Source organism: Mesorhizobium comanense (assembly GCF_005503535.1).
GTDB lineage: Bacteria > Pseudomonadota > Alphaproteobacteria > Rhizobiales > Rhizobiaceae > Mesorhizobium > Mesorhizobium comanense.
The window spans coordinates 1-25084 of record NZ_SCNN01000019.1 but is presented as its reverse complement, the minus strand read 5'-3'; the positions used below and the strand labels follow the sequence as shown (position 1 = coordinate 25084).

Below are 25084 nucleotides of genomic sequence, written 5' to 3'. Positions count from 1 at the left end.
CGACGGCGAGGCGACACTTCAAATCGCACCAAGCCAGGAGGAAATGCGATGGACGAGCCCGAACGGTGGCGCCAAATGTCGACGGCGCCGAAGGACGGCAGCCGGATCCTGGTCACGGTGCGCCCCTCCGAACAAGGGCCGGCGGAAGTCGACCTCGCCTACTGGTCGCGTGCCGATCAATTCGCCGAGGAGGGCTGGCGGGCCTCCGATTCCTCGCCCGGCCGCGTCATCGAATATGCCGAGCCGGAGCTGAAATGCTGGATGCCCCTGCCCTCGGCCAACCTCGCCCGCGCCTCGATGCCGGCGCCGTGGGAAGGCGATGACGCCCAGCAGCTGGACGGGTCGGGGATTTAGCGAAGGGACGAAGCTGCCAATCTCCCCCCTCGTGGGGGAGATGTCCGGCAGGACAGAGGGGGGCGCCGTAGAGCGCTCGCCTCAACCAAAGAAGGCAGCCATGCCTCATACCCCACTCCCCCCACAAAACCGCGCAAGCGCAAAATCCATGCGCCGGACAATGACTGACGCTGAGCTGAAGCTTTGGAACGAGCTTCGCGCACATCGCTTGATGGGGCTTGGCTTTCGCCGGCAACTTCCGATCGCCGGCTACATCGTCGACTTCGCCTGTCCGCAGAAGAAGCTCGTCGTGGAACTCGATGGGTCGCAGCATGCCGATGAGGATCTTGCAACCGCCGACGCGTTAAGAACCAAACGCCTGGAACAGGACGGCTGGACCGTGCTGAGGTTCTGGAACAACGACGTCATTCGCGACATCGACAACGTCTGCCAGCACATTGTCATCGTGGCAGGCTTGGACGGTATGGATTGAGAAGTCGCGGGACAGCGCCCCCCTCTGCCCTGCCGGGCATCTCCCCCACGAGGGGGGAGATCGGCAGCTTCACCGGCCGTGAAAACATGCTATTTCCCTGATCAAATCGCATCAGGGAGGGTGCCATTCCCAAACCCACCTTCGCCGCCATTGCCCGCCGCGCCGGCGTCGGCACCGCGACGGTCGAACGTGTGTTGAACGGCCGGGGCGGCGTGCGCCCGGAAACCGTGGAAAAGGTCGTCGCCGCGGCGCGCTCGCTCGACTATCCGCGCCGGCTGCCCGAGGCCCATCGCGGCATTATCCGCATCGAGGTCATCCTGGTGCGGCCGGATTCGACTTTCTTCTCGCGGCTCTCGCGCGCCTTCGAACGCATAGCGGCCACCCTCGACCGCACCGTCGCCGTGCACCGCACCTTCCTCGACGAAGGCGACGCTTCGGCCGTCGCCCGGCGCATCCGTGAGCCCGGCATGCGCCGTGGCGGCCTGATCCTGGCGGTGCCGGACGATCCGCTGATCCGTGCCGCCCTGGCCGAGGTCGAGGCGCAAGGCGTGCCGACCGCGCAGGTGGTGACCCGCATCGCCGGCTCGAAGGCCGATTATGTCGGCATCGACAACTACGCCGCCGGCCGCATGGCGGCGCAATTGATGAGCCGCATGCAGCCGCGTGGCGGCAGCATCGTGGCACTCTGCCACAGCCAGATCTACCAGGTACACCGCGACCGCATTCGGGGCTTTTCCGACTATCTGGCCGAGCATCCTCGCGACGACCTTGCCTTCGCCGAGGTGTTGTTCGGCCACGACGAAGGACCAAGAAGCGCCGACCTTTTGGTCGATGCGCTGCGGCAGCGACCCGATCTCGCCGGCTTCTACAACGCCGGCGGCGGCAATGGCTCGCTGAACGAAGTGCTGGCCCGGCATCCGCGCCGCCACGAGGTGTTCTTCGTCGGCCACGAACTGACCGAGCGCAGCGGTGCGGCGCTCCGCCAGGGCACCATGGATGTCGTGCTCGACCAGGCGCCGGAAGCACAGGCGCGCCGCGCCATCGACCTCATCCTGGCGCGGCTTGGCCTGCACGATCTGCCGATCGAAAACCCGCCGATCCGCTTCATCACCTTCACCGCCGAGAACCTTTGATCTGATTTGATCAAGGAACAAGCGGCCTTGCGCCGGTCCGGATGATACGCCTCTCGCAAACGGGAGGACGACAGGTGACAAGACGGCTGACGGTACACGACCTGCAAAGCGCCAAGGGCAGCAGGAAATGGCTGCAGCTGCATGTCGACACGCCGGCCGAGGCCGCCGCCGCCGTCGCCAGCGATATCGTCATTCTCTCCTGCGAACCCGACCACAATCTGGAAGCGATCCGCAAGGCGGCGCCCCTCGCCTTCCTCTCCGTCGGCATGCCGCATGGCGCGGTCGCATCGCCCGACGAGGCTGTGCGTCTGGGCTTCGCGATGATGAAGCGCGGCGCCGACGCGGTCTATTCATCGCATTCGCCGCGCTTCATCGAGGCCATGGCGGCGGAAGGCATTCCGGTCACCGGCCATGTCGGCCTGGTGCCCAATCGCGCCACCTGGACCAATTTCCGCGCCATCGGCAAGACGGCCGACGAGGCGCTCAAGGTGCTGCGCGCGGCCAGGGATCTGGAAAATGCCGGGGCGGCCTGCATCGAGGTCGAGGTGGTTCCGGTCAGGCTCGCCGACCACATCACCCGCTCGACGCCGCTGATCACCATGGGCATGGGCTGCGGCTCCGCCTGCGACACGCAATACCTGTTCTCCAGCGATGTGCTGGGCACGCACACCGGCCACTACCCGCGCCATGCCAGGCGCTACGCCGACTTCGTCACGCTGGAAGCCGAACTGCAGGAAAAGCGCGTCGCCGCCTTCCGCACCTTTGGCCGCGACGTGGCCGAAGGCCTCTACCCCGAAGCGCGGCACGAGGTGGACATGGATGATGCCGCCTACGACCGCTTCCTCACCCTCTCCCAGTCCTTGCGAACCCAGACATTGTGAGGCCGCCATGGACGATCTGAAATACGGCACCCGCAACAAGCGCGGCGACTGGGCTCCGAGCGAGCCGGCGGGCACCGCGCCGCTGTTTGTCTTCCCGCCGCGCCCGCTGGCGCTGCTCAAATGGCTGCCTCACTATTTCCTGCCCTACAACCTGCTGTTTGCGGTGCTGGCCGTCGTCTGGTGGCGCTTCGTGCTGCCCGATGTCGAGGTGATGAAGACGCTTTCCTTCGGCTGGATCGCCAGGCTCTTTCTCGTCAACTGCGTGGCGCTGCTCGTCTTCTTCGGCGCCTTCGAAATCCGGCTCTATACGTTAAAAGCCCAGGGCAACCGATTCAAATACAACGGCAAGTGGCCCTCGGAGCAGAAGAACAAGGCGTTCCTGTTCGAGAACCAGAACATCGACAACATGCTGCGCACCTTCGGCACCGGCATGCCAATCTGGACGGCGATCGAGGTGGCGATCCTTTATGCCTATGCCAATGGCTACGTGCCGTGGCTCACCTTCGCCGAACATCCGGTCTACCTCTTCCTGCTGGCGCTCGCCGCGCCGGTCATCCACGAGACGCATTTCTTCCTGCTGCACCGGGCGATCCATTGGGCGCCGCTCTACAAATGGGTGCATTCGGTGCACCACAATTCGGTCAACCCATCGCCCTGGTCGTCGCTGGCGATGCACCCCGTCGAGCAGTTCGGCTATCTCGGCGTGGCGTTCTGGCACCTGATCATCCCGTCCAATCCGGTCCTGGCGCTCTACCAGCTGCATATCGCCGGCTTCGGCGCCATCCCCGGCCATGTCGGCTTCGACAAGGTCGAGATCGGCAAGGACAAGGCTGTCGATAGCCACGCCTACATCCACTACCTCCACCACAAATATTTCGAGGTGAACTACGGCGACGGCCTCATCCCGTTCGACCGGTGGTTCGGCACGTTCCACGACGGCAGCAAGGAAGGCGAGGCCCGCATGGAGGCCCGCTACGAGAAGAAGAAGGCGCGCGCCAACGCTGCGCGCTGACCTCAGCCCGACCAAGACAGCCACATGGATAGCGCCAGCCGTCCGTCCAGCCATCCCGCAAGGGCCGGAACGCAAAGAGGGGTGAGCCGGCACTCCATCCGCAAGGGAGGAAAACCGTGAAGAAGCTTCTCATTTCGACGGCATTGGCGGCTTTGATGACCGGCAACGCCTTCGCCGCCAAGATCGGCGTCTCGATCGTCAACTTCGACAACAATTTCCAGACGCTGCTGATGCACGGCATGCAGGACCGCGCCAAGGAAAAGGGCGCCGGCATCCAGGTCGAGGACGCGCAGAACGATGTCGCCAAGCAGCTCGACCAGGTGAAGAATTTCATCGCCAGCGGAGTCGACGCCATCATCGTCACGCTGGTCGACACCAATGCGTCGAAGACGATCAGCGAGGAAGCCGCCAAGGCCGGCATTCCGCTGGTCTTCGTCAACCTCGAACCGTCCGACTTGAAGAGCCTGCCGGAAAAGCAGGTCTATGTCGGATCAAACGAGACGGAGTCCGGAACGCTCCAGGCGTTCGAGGTCTGCAAGCTCCTGCGCGCCAAGGGCAAATCGGCCGGCGCCACCGCCTATATCGTCATGGGCAGCCTCGTGCATCAGGCGGCACTCCAGCGCACCAGGGATGTCGAGCAGGTCTTCGCCACCGACATGTGCAACTTCATCAAGATCACCGACAAGCAGTCGTCGGAATGGGCACGCGACAACGCGCAGAACCTGATGACCAACTGGCTGACCGCCGGACCGGCGCCGGACGCGGTGATCGCCAACAACGACGAATCCGCCATCGGCGCCATCCTGGCGCTGAAGGCCAATGGCGTCGATATGAAGAACGTCGTCGTTGGCGGCATCGACGCCACGCAGGACGGCCTGCAGGCGATGAAAGCGGGCGACCTCGCCGTCACCGTGTTCCAGAACGCCAAGGGCCAGGGCGGCGGCGGCGTGGACGCAGCGCTCGCGCTGGCGAAGGGCGAGAAGGTCGACCGTGTCGTCTACGTGCCGTTCGAACTGGTGACGCCGGCCAACGCGGCCGAGTATCTCAGCAAGAATTGATCCCGGGACTGAAGCCTCCGGGACGGCAAGCCAGCCGTCCCGGAAACCGCACGAGAGCTTGCGAGGAAGAATGACCAGCTGGATCAAGGCCTGCGGCCTCGACGACATCGAACAGGAAGGCGCCCGCCGCTTCGACCATGGCGGCCGCACCTACGCCATCTTCCGCTCGCCCGACGATGAGGTGTTCTGCACCGACGGGCTCTGCACCCACGAGGCCGTCCACCTCGCCGACGGCCTGGTCATGGACTACGAGGTCGAATGCCCCAAGCATGCCGGGTCCTTCGACTACCGCACCGGCGCCGCCAAGCGCCTGCCGCCCTGCACCAACCTCAAGAGCTATCCGGCGCGTCTGGAGGGCGGCGCGGTGATGGTGGAACTGCCTGCATAACATTAGCGCGGCAGGCGAAACGGCCAATCTCCCCCCTGGTGGGGGAGATGTCCGGCAGGACAGAGGGGGCGCTGTCCCGCCGACGTGTCGGTGCTTGGGTCGGCCGTGCCAGCGCTTCGTCATCCTCGGGCTTGACCCGAGGATCCATGCCGTGACCTTTGCCGAAGGGTGCAGCGGAGCAGAATTCTCAACTGTTGCAACACCTTCGCGTCACGGCATGGATCCTAGGGTCTGCGCCGCGTCGCTTCGCTCCTTGCTTCGCACTAGGATGACGAATTCGATGGTTCGCGTTCCTTGGCGCCCCCCTCTGCCCTGCCGGGCATCTCCCCCACCAGGGGGGAGATTGGCAGCTTCGCCGCCGGCTCTTTCAGGATCTAACCTTAAAACAAAAACGAGGCCGTGGCCGGGTTCGGGCCACCTCTCCCGCTGGCCGAATCCATGCCGCGAATCGTCGCGAGGTCCTGCGCGTCCAGTTCGAAATCGAAGACATCAAAATTGGCCGCGATGCGGTCCTGATGGATCGATTTCGGAATGACGATCAGCCCTTCCTGGAGATGCCAGCGGATCATCGTCTGCGCGGCTGATTTTCCATGCTTCCTGGCGATGCCCGCGATGGTCGGATCGCTGAGCAGCTTGCCGCTGCCGAGCGGGCTCCAGCTTTCGGTTTCGATCTTGTGGCTGGCATGGAATTCCCTGAGCGCGCGCTGCTGGAAGCGAGGATGAAGCTCGACCTGGTTCACGACGGGAACCACGCCGGTCTCGCCGATGATGCGCTCGAGATGATCGGGATTGAAGTTCGACACGCCGATGGACTTGATGCGGCCCGCCTTGCGCAGCTCCACCAGCGTCTTCCACGCCTCGACATACTTGTCCTGGCTGGGCACCGGCCAGTGGATCAGGAACAGGTCGAGTTGCTCGATGCCGAGCTTCTTCATCGTGTCGTCGAAGGCGCGAAGGGCCGCATCACGCTGATGCGCGCCGTTGCGCAGCTTGGAGGTGATGTAGAGCTCTTGCCTCGGCACGCCGGCGGTGCGGATGGCCTCGCCGACGCCCTCTTCGTTGTTGTAGCCCTCGGCGGTGTCGATCAGCCGGTAGCCGGCCTCGATCCCCCAGCCGACGACCTTGGCGGCGATGTCCTGGTCGACCTGCCACACGCCAAGACCGAGCTGGGGAATTGCGGTGCCGTCGTTCAAGCTGATCTGGTCGGTCATATCTGGTCCTTTGCGGTGATGGTCCAGCCTATCTAGGCTCGCCATCGCGCAACGACCAGTCGGCGGCCGATATTTGTCCGCCCGCCATGACGACGCGCACTTCGTATATGGTCACTTCGGCCGGCGCACCGCCCGCACCACCGGACTGGACGTGCTGCCGCAGAAGAGGCGGTCGCCGCCATCCGATTCCAGACCCGATATGCTCATGCCCTCGGGCATGTCGAGCCTCTCCAGCACCTTGCCGGTCTTGGGGTCGACGCGGCGCAGATCGCTCTCGTCGCCTTCCCAGGTGGCGTGCCACAACTCTCCGTCCACCCAGGTGACGCCGGTGACGAAACGGCTGGATTCGACGCTGCGCAAGATCGTGCCGGTCTCCGGGTCGATCTGGTGGATCTTGCGCTCCCGGTACTGCCCGACCCAGAGCGTTCCCTCGGCCCAGGTCAGGCCGGAATCGCGGCCGCCTCCGGGAGCCGGAATGGTGGACAGGACCTTGCCGGTATCGGGATCGATCTTCTGGATGCGGTCGCCGGCGAGCTGGAAGAAATGCTGCCCGTCAAAGGCGGTGCCGGCATGCGCGGCGACATCGATGGTACGCAGCGGCTTTCCGCTCTCGGGATCGAAGGCGTTCAGCCTGTCGCCCGAGGCGAACCAGACGTTCTCGCCGTCGAAGCTCACGCCATGCACGCGCTCCACGCCTGGGAAGGGGCCGTATTCGCGCAGGACCTCGGCGGTGGAATGTTTCATGTCTCTCTCCTCGAATGATGATGGAATGATCCATTCCTAACCGTTCGGCAGCGGCGCCGGGAGTAACAAGGTGGTCGTGAATCCCGCCACCGGCGGCGTCATCCAGCGGCGCGCCCGGCCATGGCCGAAAGCCTGCACCTTGCCGGCCTCGGCAAGCGGTTCCAGCGCCCTCTGCACGCTGCGCTGGCCGGTGCCGAGCGCAAGCGCAAGCGCCGAGCTCGACCAGGCCTCACCATCGGCCAGCAGCGCAAGCACCGCCGCGTGGCGTTCCTCGATCGGCCGCGCCAGCACAATCACCGCGCGATCCCTGGGCGGCGCCAGCATGAAACCACGCCTGGTGGCGCTGATGTCGGCCAGCCCGCCAAGCTCGGCGCGCAGCCGCCCGATCTCGACGCGCAGCCGCGCGCGGTGCGATTCATCGGCATGCTTGCCGCCGAAGGCCCGCGCCACGAGCTCCTCGCGCGATACATCCGCAGGCCAGGCCTCGCCAAGCGCGCGCGCCAGCGAAAACAGCACCGGCCGGCTGGCCAGCGACACCGCCTTTCCCTGAAGGCGTACTGCATAACGAAAGGCATCGACGACCAGATCAGGCGACCCCTGCAGCGCCTCGACCTCCTCGATGAGCAGCGGCCGCTCCGTGCCTTGCGCGATCAGCCGCGCCGCCGGCGTCACCAGCGCCCGGCTGGCGCTTTCGACCTCCGCGATGAGCCCGGGAATGCCGGCCTTGCGGGCAGCATGGCGCGCCCATTCCAGCGCCGCGCGCGCGGGCCGTGTCCTGAGGCGCCGCATGGCGATGCCGGCGACGGCGAGTTCATGCGCGGCCCTGGCCGCGGGCGGCAGCGGCGCCGGATCGAGCCCGGCCAGCACCTGCTCGGCCTCGTCGAGGCGGCCGATCAAAAGCAGGCGCCGCACCTTGAGGTGGCCGGCATGGGCGGCGTTGAGCCTGTCGCCATGCTTTTCCAGCGTCGCGCGCGCCGCGTCGAGCGCCTTGACCGGCCAGCCGAGGTCACGAGACACCAGGGCGATCTCGGCCTCGGCGACGACGCATCTGGCGCGCGCCACAGCCTCCTTCGGGCCGAAGGCGCGCGCCGCGCGGCGCAGCAGCAGCTTGGCGCGTTCGAGGTCGCCGAGCTGCGCCATGGCGATGCCGCGCAGCGCCAGCGCCGGCGCATCCTCGCGCAGCGCGACGCGGTCGAGCGCGCCGAGCGGATCGCCGGCGGCCAGCGCCAGCCCTGCCGCGGTGATCAGCGAGTCCATTCAAATCCCGTCACACTTGTAACTCCCACCCCCGCACTTCATCGCCCTAACTTTAAGCCACCACCGCCGGCCAGCAAGCCGCATCGCCTCGAGAATACGGGGGCATGCGGCTGACGCCACCGACGGCCTGGCTGCCGCGCAAACGGCAATCGCAACACCTCGGATGCAGGAACCAGGCATCTAGTTAGGGACAATTGAAATGTCTGCAAGTGACGACTTCAAGCCTGCTTCGCCGCCCCGCCACCCCTGCTGCGCCGGGCCGGAGGATTCAAACCCCATCGCATTCGTAACGCACGCGGCGCCGGCCCATCGCCCCGGCATGGCGATGGATGACCACCACGCAGCGACAAATCCCGGTAAAGGAGAAGGCAAGTGAACACGCACACCAAGATGAAGACACCGCCGGTCGTTTCGCGACAGGATTGGGAAGCCGCGCGCGAAGCGATGCTGGTCAAGGAAAAGGCTACCTTGCGGGCCAAGGACGCGCTCGCCGCCGAACGCCGCCGCATGCCCTGGATGGAAGTGGACAAGGCCTATGTGTTCGACGGGCCGAACGGCAAGGCCAGCCTGCTCGACCTGTTCGAAGGCCGCCCCCAGTTGATCGTCTACCGCGCCTTCTTCGAGCCCGGCGTCTATGGCTGGCCGGAGCACGCCTGCCGCGGCTGCTCGCTCGGCGCCGACCAGGTCGGCCACCTCGCCCACCTCAACGCCCGCAACACCACGCTGGTTTACGCCTCGCGCGCGCCGCAGCCCGATATCGCCGGGCTGAAGCAGCGCATGGGCTGGGAGATGCCCTGGTACACCATCACCGACAGCTTCGACAAAGACTTCGGCGTCGACGAATGGCACGGCCACAATGTGTTCTTCCGTGACGGCGACCGCGTCTTCCGCACCTATTTCATCAACAGCCGCGGCGACGAGGCGATGGGCACGGTCTGGAGCTATCTCGACGCCACCCCGCTCGGCCGCCAGGAGATCTGGGAGGATTCGCCCGAAGGCTATCCGCAGACCCCGCTCTACAGCTGGTGGAACTGGCACGACAATTACGATGCCGGCCACGACAAGAAATGGGCCGAGGTTTCGGCCGCCGGCGAAGCCGCCTTCCGCGACAAGGGCGAATAGCGGGGACTGGCGGGCGAAGGCCCTCGCCAAGCTTGGGTTCCTCGCCCCCACGAAAGTGGGGGAGAGGTGGCTCGGCGAAGCCGAGACGGAGAGGGGGCTGCGCCCTACGAAGGCCCCCTCTCCGTCCGCTTCGCGGACACCTCTCCCCCGCCTTTGGCGGGGGCGAGGAACCCAGATTCTGACGCGCCGCAACCATCAAGGGATAAGATCATGAGTGATATCCAGTCTGGAACCGGTGACGCGACCCCGGAAAACCCCGCGACCCTCGGCATCGCCGACTGGCTCTGTCTCGCGGCGGCGCCAACCTTCGCCCTGATGGCGCTGCTTTCCTGTCTTCAGGCCAGTGATGCCTCCATGATGTGCATGGGTGCCTCGCCGCTCACCGGCATGGCCGCCATGTATCTCCTGATGAGCGCCTTCCATCTCGCCCCCTGGCTGAGGGTGATCTCAGGCCGGCCGGCCCGATAGCCCGGCTATCCGCCTGCAACAGGCGCCTATCGACTCGCGATCCTCGCCTGGAACATTTCGACCATGAGCCCGTTTCAGGGGTACTTGAGGGGTTCCTGAAATGTCGCTTCGATCGCCTGCGCTCTTGTGGACGGCCCTCATCATTATGGTTGCGGCCCTGGCTGGGTTCTGGTTCGAGAACGGCCACGCTGCATCAGGCAGCGATGGCGGGACGGCGGCGAAGAATACCCAAGCCGCCGAGGCAGTGCCTGTCACGACAGTGATCGCCAAGACCGGGTCCATCCCGCGCATCATCGCCGGCATCGGCGTCGTCACGCCGCTTCAGTCGGTGACGGTCAGGCCGCGCATCGACGGTCAGGTCGAGGAAATCAACTTCGCCGAGGGCGACATCGTCAAGGCGGGCGATGTCCTGATCCGCCTCGATCCGCGCTCGCTGCAGGCAACGCTCGACGGGACGCGGGCCAAGAAAGCCCAGGACGAGGCGTTGCTGGGCAATGCCCGCGCCGATCTGAACCGCTACGCGGCGCTCGCCGACAAGAAGGTCGTCTCGTCCCAGGATCTCGATGAGAAGACGTCGGCCGTCAGGCAGCTGGAGGCGACGGTCGCCGCCGACGAGGCCTCGATCAGCAGCGCCGAGACCCAGCTCAGCTATGCCACCATAAGGGCGCCGATCGGGGGCCTGACCGGCTTCAAGACGGCAAGCGTGGGCAGCATCGTCTCCCAGGGATCGACCGATGGGCTGCTGACCATCACCCAGCTCGATCCGGTCGGCGTCGTGTTCGTCGCGCCCGGCGACCGTTTTCGCGAAATACGCGGCGCGCTCAAGGATGGCATCGCCGATGTCGAGGCCATCGCGACCGATGGCAGCCACGTGCTGGCGCGCGGCAAGCTGACCCTGATGGACAATCTCGTCAACGCGTCGAACGGCTCGATCCGGTTGCGCGCCAACTTCGACAATGGCGCCGGCACGCTGTGGCCCGGTCTGCCGGTGGCGACGCGTCTCACCGTCGCCAACGAGAAGGGCGTTGTGGTGCCGGACAAGGCGCTGGCACGCGGCGTCGACGGCCTTGCCGCCTATGTCATCGGCCCCGACAACAAGGCGACAAGGCACAAGGTCACGGTGTCCGTCACGACCGACGGCATGGCGCTGGTCACGGCCGGCCTTTCCGACGGACAGACCATCGTGTTCGACGGGCTCGGCCAGATCGCCGACGGGTCGACCGTCCACATATTGGGACCGGGCAACACGCAGCCTCCCGCCGACCAGGCCGTGGCCGCTTCCGGATCGGCGGCCGCTCGATGAGCACGCAAACCGAAGCAGCCTCCGCCCCGCGCAAGCCGTCGGCCGTGAAACTCGGCACGCAGGAGCGCCTTTCCGGCGTATCGGCCTATTTCATCGCCCATCCCGTCGCCACGACGCTGTTGATGGTGGGCATCCTGTTCCTGGGCGCGGTGGCCTATCCGCTGCTCCCCGTCTCGGCCCTGCCCGAAATCGCCTTTCCGACCATCCAGGTCGCCGCCAACCTTCCCGGCGCGGCGCCCGACACCATGGCGTCCTCGGTGGCGCAGCCGCTCGAAACACAGTTGGCCAAGGTCAGCGGCGTCACCGAGATGACGTCGTCGAGTTCGCTCGGCTCGACCGAGATCACCGTCCAGTTCAATCTCGACCGCGACATCGACCAGGCGGCCAGCGATGTGCAGGCCGCGATCACCGCCGCCAGCGGCCAGCTTCCCAAGGACCTGCCGGCGCCGCCCACCTTTCGCAAGGTCAATCCGGCCGATGCGCCCGTGCTGCAGCTCTCCGCCACCTCCGATACCTTGTCGCTGATCGACGTCGATGAGCTGATCGAGACCCGCGTCGCCCAGAAGATCAGCCAGATGCAGGGCGTGGCGCAGGTCAACATCGGCGGACGGCAGAAGCCCGCCATCCGCATCTCCGTCGATCCCGGCCGCATCGGTGCCGCCGGCGTCACGCTTGAGGACGTCCGCTCGGCTATTTCAGGCCTGAGCGTCAGCAGCCCGAAGGGCAACATAGACGACGCCACCCGCACCTTTCCGATCTACGACAACGACCAGATAACCGATGCCGCCGGGTGGAGCGACACGGTGGTTGCCTATCGGGATGGCGGTCCAATCCGCATCCGCGACATCGGCCAGGCGGTGATGGGTCCCGAGGACGCCAAGATGGCCCACTGGACCAATGGCGAGCGCGGCATCGCCGTGGACGTGTTCCGGCAACCCGGCGCGAACGTCATCGAGGTGGTCAACCGGGTCAAGCAGGCCCTGCCCGATCTGCAGGCCACCCTGCCGGCCTCGGTCAAGCTGACGCTGGTCACCGACAGGACCACGACCATCCGCGCCTCGGTGCGCGATGTGCAGTTCACGCTGATGATCACCATCGCGCTGGTGGTCATGGTGATCTTCATTTTCCTGCGCAATCTCAGGGCCACGCTGATCCCGGCGATCACGCTGCCGGTGGCTCTGCTGGGTGCGGCAGCCCCCATGTATCTGCTCGGCTTCAGCATCGACAATTTGTCGCTGATGGCGCTGGTGGTGGCGGTTGGTTTCGTCGTCGACGATGCCATCGTCATGCTGGAGAACATCACCCGGCATATCGAGGCGGGCGAGGAACCGCTGGCGGCCGCCTTTCGCGGCTCGCGCGAGATCGGCTTCACCATCATCTCCATCAGCCTGTCGCTGATCGCCGTGCTCATTCCCATCCTGCTGATGGGCGGCATTGTCGGCCGCCTGTTCCGCGAATTCGCCATGACGCTGACGCTGAGCATCATCCTGTCGACGATCGTGTCGCTGACGCTGACGCCGATGATGGCGGCCCGCATGATCAAGCCGGCCGATCCGGCAAGGCAAAGCCGTCTGTTTCGCTGGAGCGAGCGCGCCTTCGAAGGCCTGCAGAACGCCTATGGAAGGGGGCTCGACGCCGCCTTGAAACACAGCGGCCTGACGCTTGCCGTCTTTGTCGCGACGTTTGCCGCGACCGCCTGGCTGTTCGTCGAAATCCCCAAGGGGTTCTTCCCCGACCAGGATACCGGCTTCATCGGCGGCCAGTCGCAGGCGGCACCCGAAGTCTCATACCCCAAGATGGTCGAGTTGCAGGAGCGCATCAGCGCCGTGGTGATGAAGGATCCCGCCGTCTACAGCGTGTTCATGGATATTGGCGGCGGCAATGGCGGCAACGCGCTCAACCAGGGCCATGTCAACATCACGCTCAAGCCGCTCGCCGAGCGCGATGTTTCGGCCCAGCAGGTTATTGCACGGCTGAAGCCGGAACTGGCCAAGGTGGAGGGCATCCAGCTCTTCATGCAGGCCGCGCAGGACATCAACATCGGCGCTCGCCCGGCCCGCACGCAGTACCAGTTCACGCTGGAGGACAGCGACGTCGCCGAGCTCGGTGCCTGGGCGCCGAAAGTCGTCGATGCGCTGAAGAAGGTTCCCGAGATCACCGATGTCGCCAGCGACCAGCAGAAGGTCGCGCCGACGCTTTCGCTGAAGATCGACCGCGCCGCCGCCTCGCTGTTCGGCGTCGCGCCGCAGACGATCGACGACACGCTCTACGACGCCTTCGGCCAGCGCCAGGTGGCGCAATTCACCACGCAGACCGATACGTTTCATGTCGTGCTCGAAGTGCTGCCCAGGCTGCAACACGATTTGCACACGCTGGACCGGCTGTCGGTGAAAGCCGCCGACGGCACGTTGGTGCCGCTGGGCAACATCGCCCACTGGACGACGGAGACCGTGGCGCCGGTCTCGATCAATCACCAGGGGCAATTTCCAGCCACGACGGTCTCTTTCAACCTGAAGCCCGGCGCCTCGCTCGGCACGGCAACGGCGGCCGTTACCAAGGCGTTTCAGGGTCTCCAGCCGCCAACCACCTTGACCGGCGCCTTCGCCGGCAGCGCGCAGGCCTTCCAGGATTCGCTCTCCACGGTTCCGTTGCTGATCGCGGCGTCCCTGGTCGTCGTCTACCTCATCCTGGGTGTGCTCTACGAAAGCTTCATTCACCCGCTGACGATCCTGTCGACCTTGCCGTCCGCGGCCCTCGGCGCCCTGGCGGCGCTGATGCTGGCCGGCCTCGATTTCAGCCTCGTGGCGATGATCGGCGTGATCCTCTTGATCGGCATCGTCAAGAAGAACGGCATCATGCTCGTCGACTTCGCCATAACGGCCGAGCAGAACGGCGCCACCAGCCTGGAGGCCATCCGCGAGGCCGCCTTGCTGCGCTTCCGGCCGATCCTGATGACCACGATGGCGGCGATCCTGGGCGGCATCCCGCTCATGCTTGGGCACGGGTCGGGGGCCGAAATCCGCCAGCCGCTCGGCTACGCCATCGTCGGCGGTCTGATCGTCAGCCAGATCCTGACACTCTTCACCACGCCCGTCATCTACCTGACCCTCGACCGGCTGCGCCGGCGCGATCACAACCCCAGCCGCGTCCTCGCCGCGGAGCACGCGGTGTCATGACCCGGAAGCCGGTCACCGCGTTGGCGTTCAGCTGCTTTGCGTGGTTGCCTTTGCCGCGCCGAACCGCAACCCGTCCATCAACAGCTTGACGAGCCGGCGCGAGCGATCGCGCCACTCCGGCGTGTCTGGAGCGGAGTAGATGCCGGAGAGCGCGTGCAACACGTCGGAGGCGTCGACATCGGCGCGGATGGTACCCTCGGCCACCGCCGCCTCCACCAGTTGCCGCATCGCCTGCGACACCCGGCCCGACGTGTCGGAAAACAGCGTCGAGTTGGTGGTGATCAGGATACGCAGGCTGGTCGCCAGGCCGCGCTTGGTGGCGATGTAATCGACGAAGCGCTGCATCCACTGTTCCAGCGCCACATCGGACGGATGCTTTTGCGCAAGCTCGCCGGCGGCCGCGCACAGCCCCTCGACCTCGCGGCGGTAGACCACCTCGACCAGATGTTCGCGGGTCGGGAAATGCCGGTAGAGCGTGCCGATGCCGACCCCTGCCCGGCGCGCGATCTCTTCAAGCGAGGCGTCGATGCCTCGCTCGGCGAAGACGGATGCCGCCACCTCGACCAGCCGGTCGCGGTTGCGCTGGGCGTCCGCGCGCAGCGGCTTGGCCTCGGCGGCCTTCTGTTCGGCGATGACGGCTTCGGCCAATTTTTTCTCCACGGACCAAATATGGGACTTGAACCTGGCCAGGCCAAGCCCCAACTAATAAACGGAGGCGCCTCCGCTTAAGTGGAGTCCTTCCATCATATAGGCAGGGAACCCCTGATGTCACGTGCTGAGAGCTTGCAAGGTCAAGTAGATACTCACTGGAGATTGGCGAAGGCGGCCGAGCTGGCAATCTCCCCCCTCGTGGGGGAGATGTCCGGCAGGACAGAGGGGGGCGCTGTCCCGCCAACCTCTCAAACGACAGCAGTCACTGCCTTCGACCGCCTCTCATTTGAAAGACCAAACCACAAACCTCGCAATCCTTCGCGCCCCCCTCTGCCCTGCCGGGCATCTCCCCCACAAGGGGGGAGATCGGCTGCAGCCAGCGCCTCCGCCTAACCTTTCGTCCGCCGCCCTTGCCCAACCCCGCCCCGACACCAGTTCATTCCCATCCGCGTCAAGCAACTGGAGCCAGACGCCCATGACCGACACCAAAATCCCCGTCCATCTCGAAATCAACGGTCGCCATCACGACCTCCAGATCGAACCTCGCGTCACGCTGCTCGACGCGTTGCGCGACCGGCTCGGCCTGACCGGCACCAAGAAGGGCTGCGACCACGGCCAGTGCGGCGCCTGCACCGTGCATGTCGACGGCGAGCGGGTGCTGGCTTGCCTGACGCTGGCAGCCCAGGCCGAAGGCCGCGCCATCACCACCATAGAGGGGCTTGCACGGGAGGGCGAACTGCATCCCGTGCAGGCTGCCTTCCTCGAGCAGGATGCCTTCCAGTGCGGCTATTGCACGCCGGGCCAGATCATGTCCGCGGTGGCCTGCATCCGAGAGGGTCATGCCGGCTCCGACGAGGAGATCCGCGAATACATGGCCGGCAATCTCTGCCGTTGCGGCGCCTATCCCCACATCGTCGCCGCCGTGCGCCAGGCGGCACTGGAGGCAGCCCAATGAGGGACTTTTCCTATCTTCGCGCCACGTCAGCCGAAGCCGCCCGCCAGGCGGCCGCCCTGCCCGGCGCCATGTTGCTTGCCGGCGGCACCACGCTGATCGACCTCGCCAAGTGCGGCGTCGCCCAGCCCGACACGCTGGTCGACATTTCTCACCTCAAAGGGCTCGACCGGATCGAGGTTGGCGAGCGTGGCGCAACCATCGGCGCGCTGGCCAGGATGGGCCATGTCGCCGACCATGCCGACATCAAGAGCCGCTTCCCCGCTGTTTCGGAGGCGCTCTGGCAAGCGGCTTCGGCGCAGATCCGCAACATGGCGACCATCGGCGGCAATCTGATGCAGCGCACGCGCTGCCCCTACTTCCGCGATCCCTCGAACTTCTCCGCCTGCAACAAGCGAGAACCCGGCAGCGGCTGCTCGGCGATCGGCGGCGTCACCAGGGGCCACGCCGTGCTCGGCGCCAGCGAGGCCTGCATCGCCATGTATCCCGGCGATCTCGCTGTCGCCCTGGTCGCCTTCGACGCTATTGTCCATCTCGGTGAACGCAGGCTTCTGGTCGACGACTTCTTCCTGCTGCCCGGCGAAACGCCCGACCGGGAACATGCGATCGAGCCGGGCGAGATGGTCACCGCCATCGAGATCCCCTCTTCCGCCGCTGCCCGCCGTTCGACCTATCTCAAGGTCCGCGACCGGCAGTCCTATGAATTCGCCGCCGCCAGCGCTGCCGTCGGCCTCGAACTAGAAGCCGACGGCCGCACCATCCGCGACCTGCGCGTGGCGCTCGGCGGCGTCGCCACCAAGCCATGGCGGGCGCGCGCCGTCGAAGACGCCCTGAAGGGCAAGGTGCTGGAGCCGGATGCCGTGCGCGCCGCCAGCCTGCTCGCCGTCGAAGGCGCCGTCGACCATGGCGCCAACCACTACAAGATCGAGCTCGCGCCGCGCGTCGTGGCTAGAGCAATCCTCAAACTGGGAGACGCGGCATGACCGTTCACACAAGACATGGCGACGCTTCCGACGGCGTGCTGGCGGAGGCCGTCGGCGGCCGCCTGTCGCGGGTCGATGGCCCCGCCAAGATCACCGGCGCCGCAAGATATGCCGTCGAGCAACAGCTCGAGGGCCTGCTGTACGGCGCGCTGGTGGAAAGCACCATCGCCGCCGGCAAGGTGCGTGCCATCGACGTCACGCAAGCCGAGGCCGCGCCGGGCGTGGTCAAGGTGCTGACGCCCGATACCATCATGAGTCTGAGGACCGCCTCCGACTGGTTCGGCACGCCGCCGCCCGACAAACCCTATTGCCCGCTGGCGCGCGACATCACCTTCTCGGGCCAGCATGTCGCGGCAGTCATCGCCGGGACCTTCGAGCAGGCGGTGGCCGCCGCCGCGCTGGTCAAGGTCAGCTATGACGAGACCCCTGCGATCGTGGACCTGAGTGATGGCAAGGCCGGCGACGGCATCCCGATCGACGCCATGACCAAGGAATGGGGCGACGCGGCTTCGGCCTTCGCCTCCGCTCCGGTGCGCATCTGCGCCGCCTACAACACGCCGCGCGAATACCAGGCGCCTATGGAGCCGCATGGCCTGATCGCGCATTGGCAAGGCGACCACCTCACCGTGTGGGAGCCGAGCCAGTGGCTGGACGGCATGGCGCGCACCTATGCCGAATGGTTCGAAGTGCCGTTCGAGAATGTGCGGCTGGTGTCGCCCTATATTGGCGGTGGCTTCGGCTCCAAGGCGCTGGCGCTCAGCCATGGCGCCGTCGCCGCGGGCGCGGCAAGGATGCTGGGACGGCCGGTGCGGCTGGTCATGACCCGGCCGCAGACCTTCACCGGCTATGGCGGCCGCGCCGCGACGCGCCAGACGGTGACGATCGGCGCCGGCCATGACGGCGTCATCCAGTCGATCGTGCATCGCGGCGTCAATGAAACATCCATCGACGGCATGTGGGTCGAGCCGCTGGGCTCTGTCACCTCGATCATGTATGCGACGCCCAACTTCTCCTCGAAACAGAACGTGGTGCGCGTCAACTCGGTGGTGCCGGGCGCCATGCGCGCGCCGGGCGAAAACCCCTCGGCCTTCGGCATCGAAAGCGCCATCGACGAACTCGCCTACGAGGTCGGCATCGACCCGCTGGAGATCCGGCTCCGGAACTATGCCGAGCAGGATCCGCACGCCAAAAAAGCCTGGTCGACCAGGCAGTTGCGCGAGGCCTTTGCGGCAGGAGCCGAGCGCTTCGGCTGGGCAAGGCGCACGCCGCAGCCCCGCTCCATGCGCGACGGCAACCATCTCATCGGCTGGGGTGTGGCGGCCGGCACCTATCCGGTGCGCCGCGCCTATGGCGAGGCCAGGGTGCGTATCCTGGCCGACGGCTCGGTCGAGGTCGAAAGCTCCTCGATCGACATGGGCCAGGGCACCTACACCATCCTGGCGCAGACTGCGGCCGAGACGGTCGGCGTCAGCGCCGACGATGTGGTGGTGAAGCTCGGCGATTCCCGCTTCCCCCGCGCCGGCGTCACCGGAGGCTCACGGCTGGCCGGCGTCATGACGGGCGCCGTCTACAAGGCCGCGACCTCCGCGCTCGACCAGCTGGTCGGTCTGGCCATCAGCGATCCGCGCTCGCCCTTCCACGCACTGCAGGCCAACACGCTGGTCGTCGCAAATGGCCGCATCGCCTCGCCGCGCGGCGAAGGCCCCGATGTCTCGATCGCCGAACTGCTCAAGAGCGTCGGCCGCGACCAGATCGAGGCCACGGGCGACACCATGCCGGCCAATTCGACGGCCGAGGACCGCTACAAGAACTACACCACCATCGCCATGTCACTGCCCCACACCGAGGGCGACTATTCCCGCCACTCCTGGTGCGCGCATTTCGTCGAGGTGCGCGTCGACGAGGATTTCGGCACGGTGCGCGTCTCACGCGTGGTCTCGGCGCTGGATTCGGGCCGGCTCTACAACCCGAAACTCGCCGAGAGCCAGTGGAAGGGCGGCATCATCATGGGCATCGGCCAGGCGCTGCTGGAAGAAGGCATCGTCGACCGCCGCCACGGCCGCATCGTCAACGACAACCTCGCCGACTATCTCGTGCCGACCAATGCCGACATCCCGGACATCGAGGTGATCTCGGTGGGGATACCCGACCTGCACTCCTCGGCCCTTGGCGGCAAGGGTGTGGGTGAGCTGGCCATCGTCGGCATCGCGCCGGCGATCGCCAATGCGGTGTTCCATGCGACGGGAAAGCGGGTGCGGGATCTGCCGATCACGCTGGAGAAGCTGATTTAGCAGGCTGTGGAAAATTGTGCTAATAAATAGTCGGAACGGCCCACCGTTTCGACGAGACGATGAGCTGTTCTGAGACCAACCCGATGCTCCTGGGATCAGGGTCGCCACCTGGTTGCGCTAATACTTATAGTTTAGTTTCAGTGCGACCTGGTCGATGTCCTCAAGGGTCTCTTTTCGTGTTCCCTTCTCGTAGTTCACAGCCAATGAAGTTGCGCCTGTATCATCTAGGTTGTAAGCGACTTCTGCTATCAGATCGTGGATATCTCTACCGGAGATAGCATCCCAATAATATTTTGCGGTCCCCGTTGCGTGGATTCGATCACGGATGTAGTCCGGCGCCCAATCGGTGTCCGAAAACGGAAAAACCTGAATCTTGGCGGTAAATCCAAGCCATGCATAGTCATCGGCCTCAAGAGCCGTGCGACCAACTTCCTGGACGTTAAGATAGTCCGCCTCGGCGGCAAACTGCCAGTACCAATCGAAAATGTCAGAGAACCGTTTCGAGTTGCCGCCGAGATTGGCCTCAAGCCAATATGGCGTCCAACTGGCCTCGACACCATATGCCCTGGCCTCACCTCGAAAATCCGTCTGATAGTACGGTGATACGTCGAAGTATTGAGTGTTGAACAAAGGGCCATCGAATAGCTCGACTTGCACCTCCGTACCGAACCTCATATCGCTCTGCTCTTTCGCTCCGTTTGACGAGCGTGTGCCATGCGCGCTGATCCAAGGCGCGATGGCGTATGCAGAGATGTATGACCGACCTACTGTCTCGCCTGTTGGTCGCGACAGGCATGGTTTGCGCCACGCGTAGCTTACTGTCCCATCAACGGAGAACGTTGAATGGTCGTTCTGCGCGTCGGACAGATAGCCTATTGATGCGCCTTGAGCTTTGGCAACGGGTGCAAGGTCGAACATGTAATTGTCAAGCTTGTCACGACGAATGAAAAGCTGTTTGTCGTCACCACAAATCGTAACGGGTTTCGGCTTGTCCTTCTCTAGAATCGCTTCGATCGGAATGCCGGTATCGGCTTGCTCGGCCTCTGCACCTTGGACAAATAGCTCTGTGTCCTCGCCGGGTTTGAGCTTTTTCACCCACGGTGGTTGAGAATATTTCGAATTCAAATCAGCCGCGGCTTTTTTCAATTCGGACGGCTCAAGGATCGCGTCGTTGTTTAAGTCATATTTCTTGAGAACAGGGTCCGCGTCGTGCGCTCGTATCACTTTGAGCACTTCGCCACCAATTTTTTTGGCATTAGGATCAACGTGATAGCGGTTGATCAATTCATCGCGTGTGGCCGCGGAGGCCGATATGGAGATGAAAAACAATGCCGTGCAGCCGAGAAGAATGAACTGCGCCCGCATCGCGATCACTCCTTCTGAACCTCCCAGCCATGTGTTCGGTACCACCGGACGATCGCTCCTCCGATATCCTGCATCTTTGTCGCCGCTGAAAGATCGCCCGGCGCAAGATCGAGCTGGTCGTTTTTAAACTCCGAGCTATGGTTGAGTTGCCCCGCGAAGGCTCGCAGCACCTTCACCGGATCATCGCCCTTCAGATACTGTGAAGGTGGAGCCTGAAGGTCTATGAAATCAACACCCAAAACAGACAGCAATCTACGATAAATTTCTCGAGCAGTGATCGTTTTCTGAATTATTCTTTCAAGCCTTAAAGAATGCGTCTTGTAATGAGCAAGCTTGAAAAGTAATAAATCGTTATCACTATCTGTTTTTTTCTGGCGCACCAGCGCGGTTTTCGCCGCCGATACGCTACGTGTAGACGCAATTTTCCCCATAATCCCCCCCAAAAGCTGTTTTGATATTACTGATCTTATTGAAATTGCTCTCCCAAAAGATAAGATATAAAGCAAATTAATTTCATGCAAGCTAAACGTTTGCTTTCGCTTCTGCTCACTGCTGCCAAACTGTGTTGTGACTCCCCGAGCAAGGCCCGGCACAAATGGCCAACAACGGAGCTTCGACAGCGGCGCAGAGTCGGTCGAGTACCAATGTCGGAATATCTGGGAAGCATGCCGATCGGAAAAATCGGCCACCCTACTCCGGCGACGGCACCGGCGGCTTCGAGGTCAGCGCGGTGCCGGCGGCGGCGACAATCACTGCCGCGACGCCCGCCAGTTGCGGCATGGTCAGCTTTTCATGCAGGAACAGGAAGCCGGCCAGTGCGCCCAGTCCCGGTTCCAGGCAGGTCAGCGTGCCGTAGATGCGGGCCGGCATGCGGGTCAGCGCCACCATCTCCAGGAAGAACGGCAGTGCGCTGGAGAACAGGCCGACCAGCAGCGCGCTGACCAGGATCGATGGCGCGAGCAGTCCGGTTCCCGCCTGGGCTATGCCGAAGGGTAGAACCAGCACGGCGGCGATCGCCATGCCGTAGGCCGTGGTGCGCGTGCCGAGTTCGGCGCCCGCCTTCTGGGCGAGCACGATGTAGAGCGCCCAGAAGCCGCCCGCCGCCAGCGCCAGCATCACGCCCACCGGATCGAGCGGCTGCAGCGAATGGATGAACGGCGACAACAAGACGATGCCGGCGACGGCGATCGCGATCCAGGCGAAGTCGCTCGCCCGCCGCGAGGTCAAGGTCGCGACCAGCAGCGGGCCGGAAAACTCCAGCGCCACCGCCACGCCAAGCGGAATCCTGGCAAGGGCGGCGTAGAACAGCAGGTTGAGCGCGCAGAGCGTCACGCCATAGGCGACCAGCCACGGCAAGGACGCGCGCGAGGGCCGCATCTGCCAGGGCCGCAGGGCAGCGATCAGCATCAGCGCGCCGATCACCAGCCTCAGCGTCGTCGTCCCCTGCGCACCGATCACCGGGAACAACGTCTTGGCGAAGGTGGCGCCGATCTGGATCGACACCATGGCCCCCATCAGCGCCGCGACCGGCAAGGGCGCCGCCTCGCGATGGACAACCGTCGTCGATGTCACTTGTTTCTCGCTCCGTGCCGCAATGCGCGAAAGGCTTGCGGCATGGGAGATAGGGCGAACCGGCCCGGCTGTCGTGAGGCAGCGGAGGCGGCCGATAGGGTCAGTGCGCAGGCGCCCAAGCCGGCGCCGCCGCCTTCAGCCCGAAAACGACACGCCCCTGTGGCGCATCCCGGCCTGCACGCCGCGCACGATCAGCCGCGACAGAATTTCCATGTCCAGCGGCATATGCGGACGCCAGACGTCGAGCAGCAGCGCCACCCGGCCCTCGTCGGAATTGTTCATCACCTCATGCAAAAACGTGTCGTCCCACAGCATGCCCTCCCCGTCCGTGATCCGCTTTTCCTGGTGATTGATCATCATGATGGTCGCCGGGCGCCCTTCGGCCTGCCGCGGGATGACCAGGCCGAGATGGAAGCGCATGATGCCGCGAAACGGGCCGCGATGGCTGGGAATGTGCTTGCGCGGCGCCAGGAACGAAACCGCAGCCGATTTGACTTCGGGGCACTCGCGGAGCAACCGGGCGAGAACCGGCATGCGCGCGAGGTTCTCGGCAACTCCGATGTCATAGGCCTTGAGCACCAGCATGCGCCAGTCCAGCCCGTCATTGGCCGAAATCTCGGCCTGCTCCGGCATGATGTCGTGGAAGCGCGGCGCCTTGCCCGGATTAGCGGCAAGCGCCTCGTCGCGTATCTCCTGCCAGGCGGCGATGAACTTCGCCGCGTTCGGGAAGTCCGTGGCGCAGTCGAGGATCGGCGGCGCGTCTATGCGCTTTTCATAGACACGCCGGACCGCGCCGGATGCAAGGTCGTAGAGCTGCGACATCTGATGCCCTCATGCACAGTATAGCTGGACATTCGCCGGTATGGATCGCACTTCTTGTTCACGGCTTCGCGAGCTTCGCCGCCAGTCTTGGCCCTGTCCTGGCGTCGACGATCTCCGGCTTCGCACTGTCGACCGCGCCATCCCAGCCGCCGCCAAGCGCCTTGTTGAGGGCGATGTAGTTGGTCGCCAGCAGCACGCGGCTCTGCAGCAGCGAATCCTCGGCCGAATAGAGCGAACGCTGCGCGTCGAGGACGTCGAGCAGGCTGGTTTCGCCGGCCTTGTAGAGCGTGCCTTCCAGACGCGCCGCCTCGCCGTAGGATTTCGCCGACGAGGCGAGCTTGCCGATGCGGATGCGCTCCTGCGCCAGTGAGACCAGCGCGTTCTCGACATCCTCGAGCGCGGTCAACACGGAGGCCCGGTAGGCGATGAAATACTGGTCGCGCTGAGCCTGGGCGACCTCGACGGCCGCCTTCAGCTGCCCGGCATTGAACAGCGGCACGCTGAGCGTCGGTCCGAACGACCAGCCGATCGAGGAGTTCTTGCCGAGGTCGCCGAGCTGGTAGGCGGTGGTGCTGATGTTTCCGGTGAGGCTGACCGAGGGATAGCGGGCCGCCTCGGCCTGGCCGACCTTGGCGGTGTATTGCGCGTATTGGCGCTCGGCCATGCGCACGTCGGGGCGCGACAGCAGGATGTCGGCTGGAATTCCCGTCGGGATCGGCAGCTTTGGCGTCGGGATGGGCGCGCCGCGCTTCAGCCGCTCGTTGAGCGCCGCCGGCGGCTTGCCGGTGAGCACCGACAGGCGATGCACCGCCTCGGCATAGCTCGCCTCCAGCGTCGGTACGGCGGCCTCGGTGCCGGCCGCCTGCCCCATCGCCTTGGCGACGTCGGCCGCAGTCGCCGTCCCCGCCTGCGCCATCGTCCTGGTAAGCTCGGCCGTCTGCCGCTGCGAGGCGGCCGAGCGCCGGGCAAGCGCGATGCGGGCCTGATAGCCGCGCGCCTGGGCGTAGTAGGAACCGACATCGCCGACCAGCGTCAGCAGCGTCGAGCGCAGGTTCTCCTGCGAGGCATCCACGCCGTAGCGCGCCGCCTCGACGCCCCTGCGGTTGGCCCCGAACAGGTCGAGTTCCCAGCTGGCGTCGAAGCCGGACTGGTACTGGCTGTAGACATCGCTGGCGGTGCCGCCCGAAGTGGCGGCGGCCGTCTTGTTGCGCGTTGCCGACGCCGAACCGTCGGCGGACGGGAACAGCGTGCCGGCCGATTGCCGGTAGCTGGCGCGCGCCTCGCGGATCTTGGCCCTTGCGGTGGCGACATCGAGATTTCCGGCAACCGCCTCCTCGACAAGCGAGTTCAGCTCGGGGTCGCGCAGGCGCTGCCACCATTTCGAAAGCTGCGCCGGCTGTGCCGATTGCGCCGGTTTCTGGCCGCTCCAGTTCGCCGGCATCGGCAATATGGGCGTGCGGTAGTCCGGACCGACGACGCACCCAGCGAGCAGCGTCGCGCTGACGATAGGCGCAAGCAGCCGCCTCGCGGCCGACGGGCCACGTTCAAAACCTGTCATGGGAAGTTCCTTATTGCTGGTTGACGGTCGCCGGCGTCTCGCCTGTGTCTGGACCCGTATCCGGTTTGGCCACCCTGCCCTTGAAGATCCGGCGCACCGTGACGAACAGCAGCGGCACCAGGAACACGCCGATCACCGTCGCCGCGATCATGCCGCCCATGACGCCGATGCCGACCGAGTTCTGCGCGCCCGAGCCCGCCCCGCTGGCGATGGCCAGCGGCGTGACGCCCAGGATGAAGGCCAGCGACGTCATCAGGATCGGCCGCAGCCGCTGTCGCGCCGCCTCCAGCGTCGCCTCCACCTGTCTCTTA

General features: G+C 65.2%; 24 protein-coding genes. 14 read left to right on the top strand and 10 right to left on the bottom strand.

Annotated elements, in window-relative coordinates; translation table 11 throughout:
• The first annotated feature begins 48 nt into the window (after positions 1–48).
• The 7 genes from FFS37_RS26205 (at position 49) to FFS37_RS26175 (ending at position 5298) form a co-directional block, all read left to right on the top strand.
• A complete protein-coding gene (locus FFS37_RS26205) occupies positions 49–354 on the top strand; it encodes a hypothetical protein (protein WP_137933875.1) in 306 nt (101 codons plus the stop codon).
• 100 nt (positions 355–454) lie between these two features.
• The gene (locus tag FFS37_RS26200) at positions 455–826 is read left to right on the top strand and encodes an endonuclease domain-containing protein (protein WP_137933874.1); all 372 of its coding nucleotides are present in this window, start codon (positions 455–457) and stop codon (positions 824–826) included.
• A gap of 125 nt (positions 827–951) precedes the next feature.
• The gene (locus FFS37_RS26195) at positions 952–1959 is read left to right on the top strand and encodes a LacI family DNA-binding transcriptional regulator (RefSeq protein ID WP_137933873.1); all 1008 of its coding nucleotides are present in this window, start codon (positions 952–954) and stop codon (positions 1957–1959) included.
• Between the two features lie 74 nt (positions 1960–2033).
• Positions 2034–2840, top strand: a complete 807-nt coding sequence (locus tag FFS37_RS26190; RefSeq protein ID WP_137933872.1) for a 3-methyl-2-oxobutanoate hydroxymethyltransferase — start codon at positions 2034–2036, stop codon at positions 2838–2840.
• Between the two features lie 7 nt (positions 2841–2847).
• Complete coding sequence (locus FFS37_RS26185) at positions 2848–3852, top strand: sterol desaturase family protein (protein WP_137933871.1); 1005 nt, start codon at positions 2848–2850, stop codon at positions 3850–3852.
• 116 nt (positions 3853–3968) lie between these two features.
• Positions 3969–4910 (top strand): substrate-binding domain-containing protein, encoded by a 942-nt coding sequence (locus FFS37_RS26180; protein WP_137933870.1) that lies wholly within the window; start codon positions 3969–3971, stop codon positions 4908–4910.
• 70 nt (positions 4911–4980) lie between these two features.
• Entirely contained in the window at positions 4981–5298 is a 318-nt protein-coding gene (locus FFS37_RS26175; protein ID WP_137933869.1) for a MocE family 2Fe-2S type ferredoxin, read from the top strand.
• A 380-nt stretch (positions 5299–5678) separates the two neighbouring features.
• Here FFS37_RS26175 and FFS37_RS26170 read toward each other — a convergent pair whose 3' ends face one another.
• The 3 genes from FFS37_RS26170 to FFS37_RS26160 all read right to left on the bottom strand — a co-directional run bounded on the left by FFS37_RS26170 (position 5679) and on the right by FFS37_RS26160 (position 8510).
• Complete coding sequence (locus FFS37_RS26170; protein ID WP_137933868.1) at positions 5679–6509, bottom strand: aldo/keto reductase; 831 nt, start codon at positions 6507–6509, stop codon at positions 5679–5681.
• Between the two features lie 111 nt (positions 6510–6620).
• Positions 6621–7253, bottom strand: a complete 633-nt coding sequence (locus tag FFS37_RS26165) for a Vgb family protein (protein ID WP_137933867.1) — start codon at positions 7251–7253, stop codon at positions 6621–6623.
• A gap of 36 nt (positions 7254–7289) precedes the next feature.
• Complete coding sequence (locus FFS37_RS26160; RefSeq protein WP_137933866.1) at positions 7290–8510, bottom strand: helix-turn-helix domain-containing protein; 1221 nt, start codon at positions 8508–8510, stop codon at positions 7290–7292.
• A 390-nt stretch (positions 8511–8900) separates the two neighbouring features.
• Between FFS37_RS26160 and FFS37_RS26155 the strand changes: the two genes are divergently transcribed.
• The 4 genes from FFS37_RS26155 (at position 8901) to FFS37_RS26140 (ending at position 14579) form a co-directional block, all read left to right on the top strand.
• Positions 8901–9632: a DUF899 domain-containing protein gene (locus FFS37_RS26155; RefSeq protein WP_137933966.1), complete on the top strand. Its 732-nt coding sequence runs from the start codon at positions 8901–8903 to the stop codon at positions 9630–9632.
• Between the two features lie 210 nt (positions 9633–9842).
• Positions 9843–10100, top strand: coding sequence for a hypothetical protein (locus FFS37_RS26150; RefSeq protein ID WP_137933865.1), 258 nt, complete (start codon positions 9843–9845; stop codon positions 10098–10100).
• 100 nt (positions 10101–10200) lie between these two features.
• Entirely contained in the window at positions 10201–11403 is a 1203-nt protein-coding gene (locus FFS37_RS26145; protein ID WP_137933864.1) for an efflux RND transporter periplasmic adaptor subunit, read from the top strand.
• Between the two features lie 122 nt (positions 11404–11525).
• A complete protein-coding gene (locus FFS37_RS26140; protein ID WP_232375779.1) occupies positions 11526–14579 on the top strand; it encodes an efflux RND transporter permease subunit in 3054 nt (1017 codons plus the stop codon).
• 27 nt (positions 14580–14606) lie between these two features.
• Here the strand turns inward: FFS37_RS26140 and FFS37_RS26135 are convergent, their stop codons facing one another.
• On the bottom strand, positions 14607–15239 hold the full coding sequence (locus FFS37_RS26135) for a TetR/AcrR family transcriptional regulator (RefSeq protein ID WP_171026426.1): 633 nt from the start codon (positions 15237–15239) through the stop codon (positions 14607–14609).
• A gap of 466 nt (positions 15240–15705) precedes the next feature.
• On the opposite strand from FFS37_RS26135, the gene FFS37_RS26125 reads away from it, so the two are divergent.
• From FFS37_RS26125 to FFS37_RS26115, 3 genes are read left to right on the top strand one after another with little or no spacing between them, the layout of a single operon-like run.
• Positions 15706–16185, top strand: coding sequence for a (2Fe-2S)-binding protein (locus tag FFS37_RS26125; protein ID WP_137933861.1), 480 nt, complete (start codon positions 15706–15708; stop codon positions 16183–16185).
• Positions 16182–17165: an FAD binding domain-containing protein gene (locus tag FFS37_RS26120; RefSeq protein WP_137933860.1), complete on the top strand. Its 984-nt coding sequence runs from the start codon at positions 16182–16184 to the stop codon at positions 17163–17165. The genes FFS37_RS26125 and FFS37_RS26120 overlap by 4 nt, the downstream gene beginning before the upstream one ends.
• Positions 17162–19456 (top strand): xanthine dehydrogenase family protein molybdopterin-binding subunit, encoded by a 2295-nt coding sequence (locus tag FFS37_RS26115; RefSeq protein WP_137933859.1) that lies wholly within the window; start codon positions 17162–17164, stop codon positions 19454–19456. Before FFS37_RS26120 ends, FFS37_RS26115 begins: the two co-directional genes overlap by 4 nt.
• Before the next feature lie 117 nt (positions 19457–19573).
• On the opposite strand, the gene FFS37_RS26110 is transcribed toward FFS37_RS26115, so the two are convergent.
• From FFS37_RS26110 to FFS37_RS26085, 6 genes are all read right to left on the bottom strand, one after another.
• Positions 19574–20821, bottom strand: a complete 1248-nt coding sequence (locus FFS37_RS26110) for a hypothetical protein (protein WP_137933858.1) — start codon at positions 20819–20821, stop codon at positions 19574–19576.
• Between the two features lie 5 nt (positions 20822–20826).
• Positions 20827–21510, bottom strand: coding sequence for a hypothetical protein (locus tag FFS37_RS26105; protein ID WP_137933857.1), 684 nt, complete (start codon positions 21508–21510; stop codon positions 20827–20829).
• A gap of 1 nt (position 21511) precedes the next feature.
• Complete coding sequence (locus FFS37_RS26100; RefSeq protein WP_137933856.1) at positions 21512–22393, bottom strand: EamA family transporter; 882 nt, start codon at positions 22391–22393, stop codon at positions 21512–21514.
• Positions 22394–22528: 135 nt separating this feature from the next.
• Entirely contained in the window at positions 22529–23215 is a 687-nt protein-coding gene (locus FFS37_RS26095; protein WP_137933855.1) for an aspartyl/asparaginyl beta-hydroxylase domain-containing protein, read from the bottom strand.
• A gap of 58 nt (positions 23216–23273) precedes the next feature.
• Positions 23274–24773, bottom strand: a complete 1500-nt coding sequence (locus FFS37_RS26090) for an efflux transporter outer membrane subunit (RefSeq protein WP_137933854.1) — start codon at positions 24771–24773, stop codon at positions 23274–23276.
• Positions 24774–24783: 10 nt separating this feature from the next.
• Positions 24784–25084 (bottom strand): efflux RND transporter permease subunit (locus FFS37_RS26085; protein WP_137933853.1); only part of this gene is annotated, 301 nt, incomplete at its 5' end.

Coding starts and splice junctions, on each gene's coding strand:
- FFS37_RS26185 (WP_137933871.1), top strand. CDS start 2,848: ATGGACGATCTGAAATACGGCACCCGCAACAAGCGCGGCGACTGGGCT.
- FFS37_RS26200 (WP_137933874.1), top strand. CDS start 455: ATGCCTCATACCCCACTCCCCCCACAAAACCGCGCAAGCGCAAAATCC.
- FFS37_RS26120 (WP_137933860.1), top strand. CDS start 16,182: ATGAGGGACTTTTCCTATCTTCGCGCCACGTCAGCCGAAGCCGCCCGC.
- FFS37_RS26140 (WP_232375779.1), top strand. CDS start 11,526: ATGGTGGGCATCCTGTTCCTGGGCGCGGTGGCCTATCCGCTGCTCCCC.
- FFS37_RS26145 (WP_137933864.1), top strand. CDS start 10,201: ATGTCGCTTCGATCGCCTGCGCTCTTGTGGACGGCCCTCATCATTATG.
- FFS37_RS26170 (WP_137933868.1), bottom strand. CDS start 6,509: ATGACCGACCAGATCAGCTTGAACGACGGCACCGCAATTCCCCAGCTC.
- FFS37_RS26155 (WP_137933966.1), top strand. CDS start 8,901: ATGAAGACACCGCCGGTCGTTTCGCGACAGGATTGGGAAGCCGCGCGC.
- FFS37_RS26125 (WP_137933861.1), top strand. CDS start 15,706: ATGACCGACACCAAAATCCCCGTCCATCTCGAAATCAACGGTCGCCAT.
- FFS37_RS26150 (WP_137933865.1), top strand. CDS start 9,843: ATGAGTGATATCCAGTCTGGAACCGGTGACGCGACCCCGGAAAACCCC.
- FFS37_RS26090 (WP_137933854.1), bottom strand. CDS start 24,773: ATGACAGGTTTTGAACGTGGCCCGTCGGCCGCGAGGCGGCTGCTTGCG.
- FFS37_RS26205 (WP_137933875.1), top strand. CDS start 49: ATGGACGAGCCCGAACGGTGGCGCCAAATGTCGACGGCGCCGAAGGAC.
- FFS37_RS26175 (WP_137933869.1), top strand. CDS start 4,981: ATGACCAGCTGGATCAAGGCCTGCGGCCTCGACGACATCGAACAGGAA.
- FFS37_RS26115 (WP_137933859.1), top strand. CDS start 17,162: ATGACCGTTCACACAAGACATGGCGACGCTTCCGACGGCGTGCTGGCG.
- FFS37_RS26165 (WP_137933867.1), bottom strand. CDS start 7,253: ATGAAACATTCCACCGCCGAGGTCCTGCGCGAATACGGCCCCTTCCCA.
- FFS37_RS26110 (WP_137933858.1), bottom strand. CDS start 20,821: ATGCGGGCGCAGTTCATTCTTCTCGGCTGCACGGCATTGTTTTTCATC.
- FFS37_RS26160 (WP_137933866.1), bottom strand. CDS start 8,510: ATGGACTCGCTGATCACCGCGGCAGGGCTGGCGCTGGCCGCCGGCGAT.
- FFS37_RS26095 (WP_137933855.1), bottom strand. CDS start 23,215: ATGTCGCAGCTCTACGACCTTGCATCCGGCGCGGTCCGGCGTGTCTAT.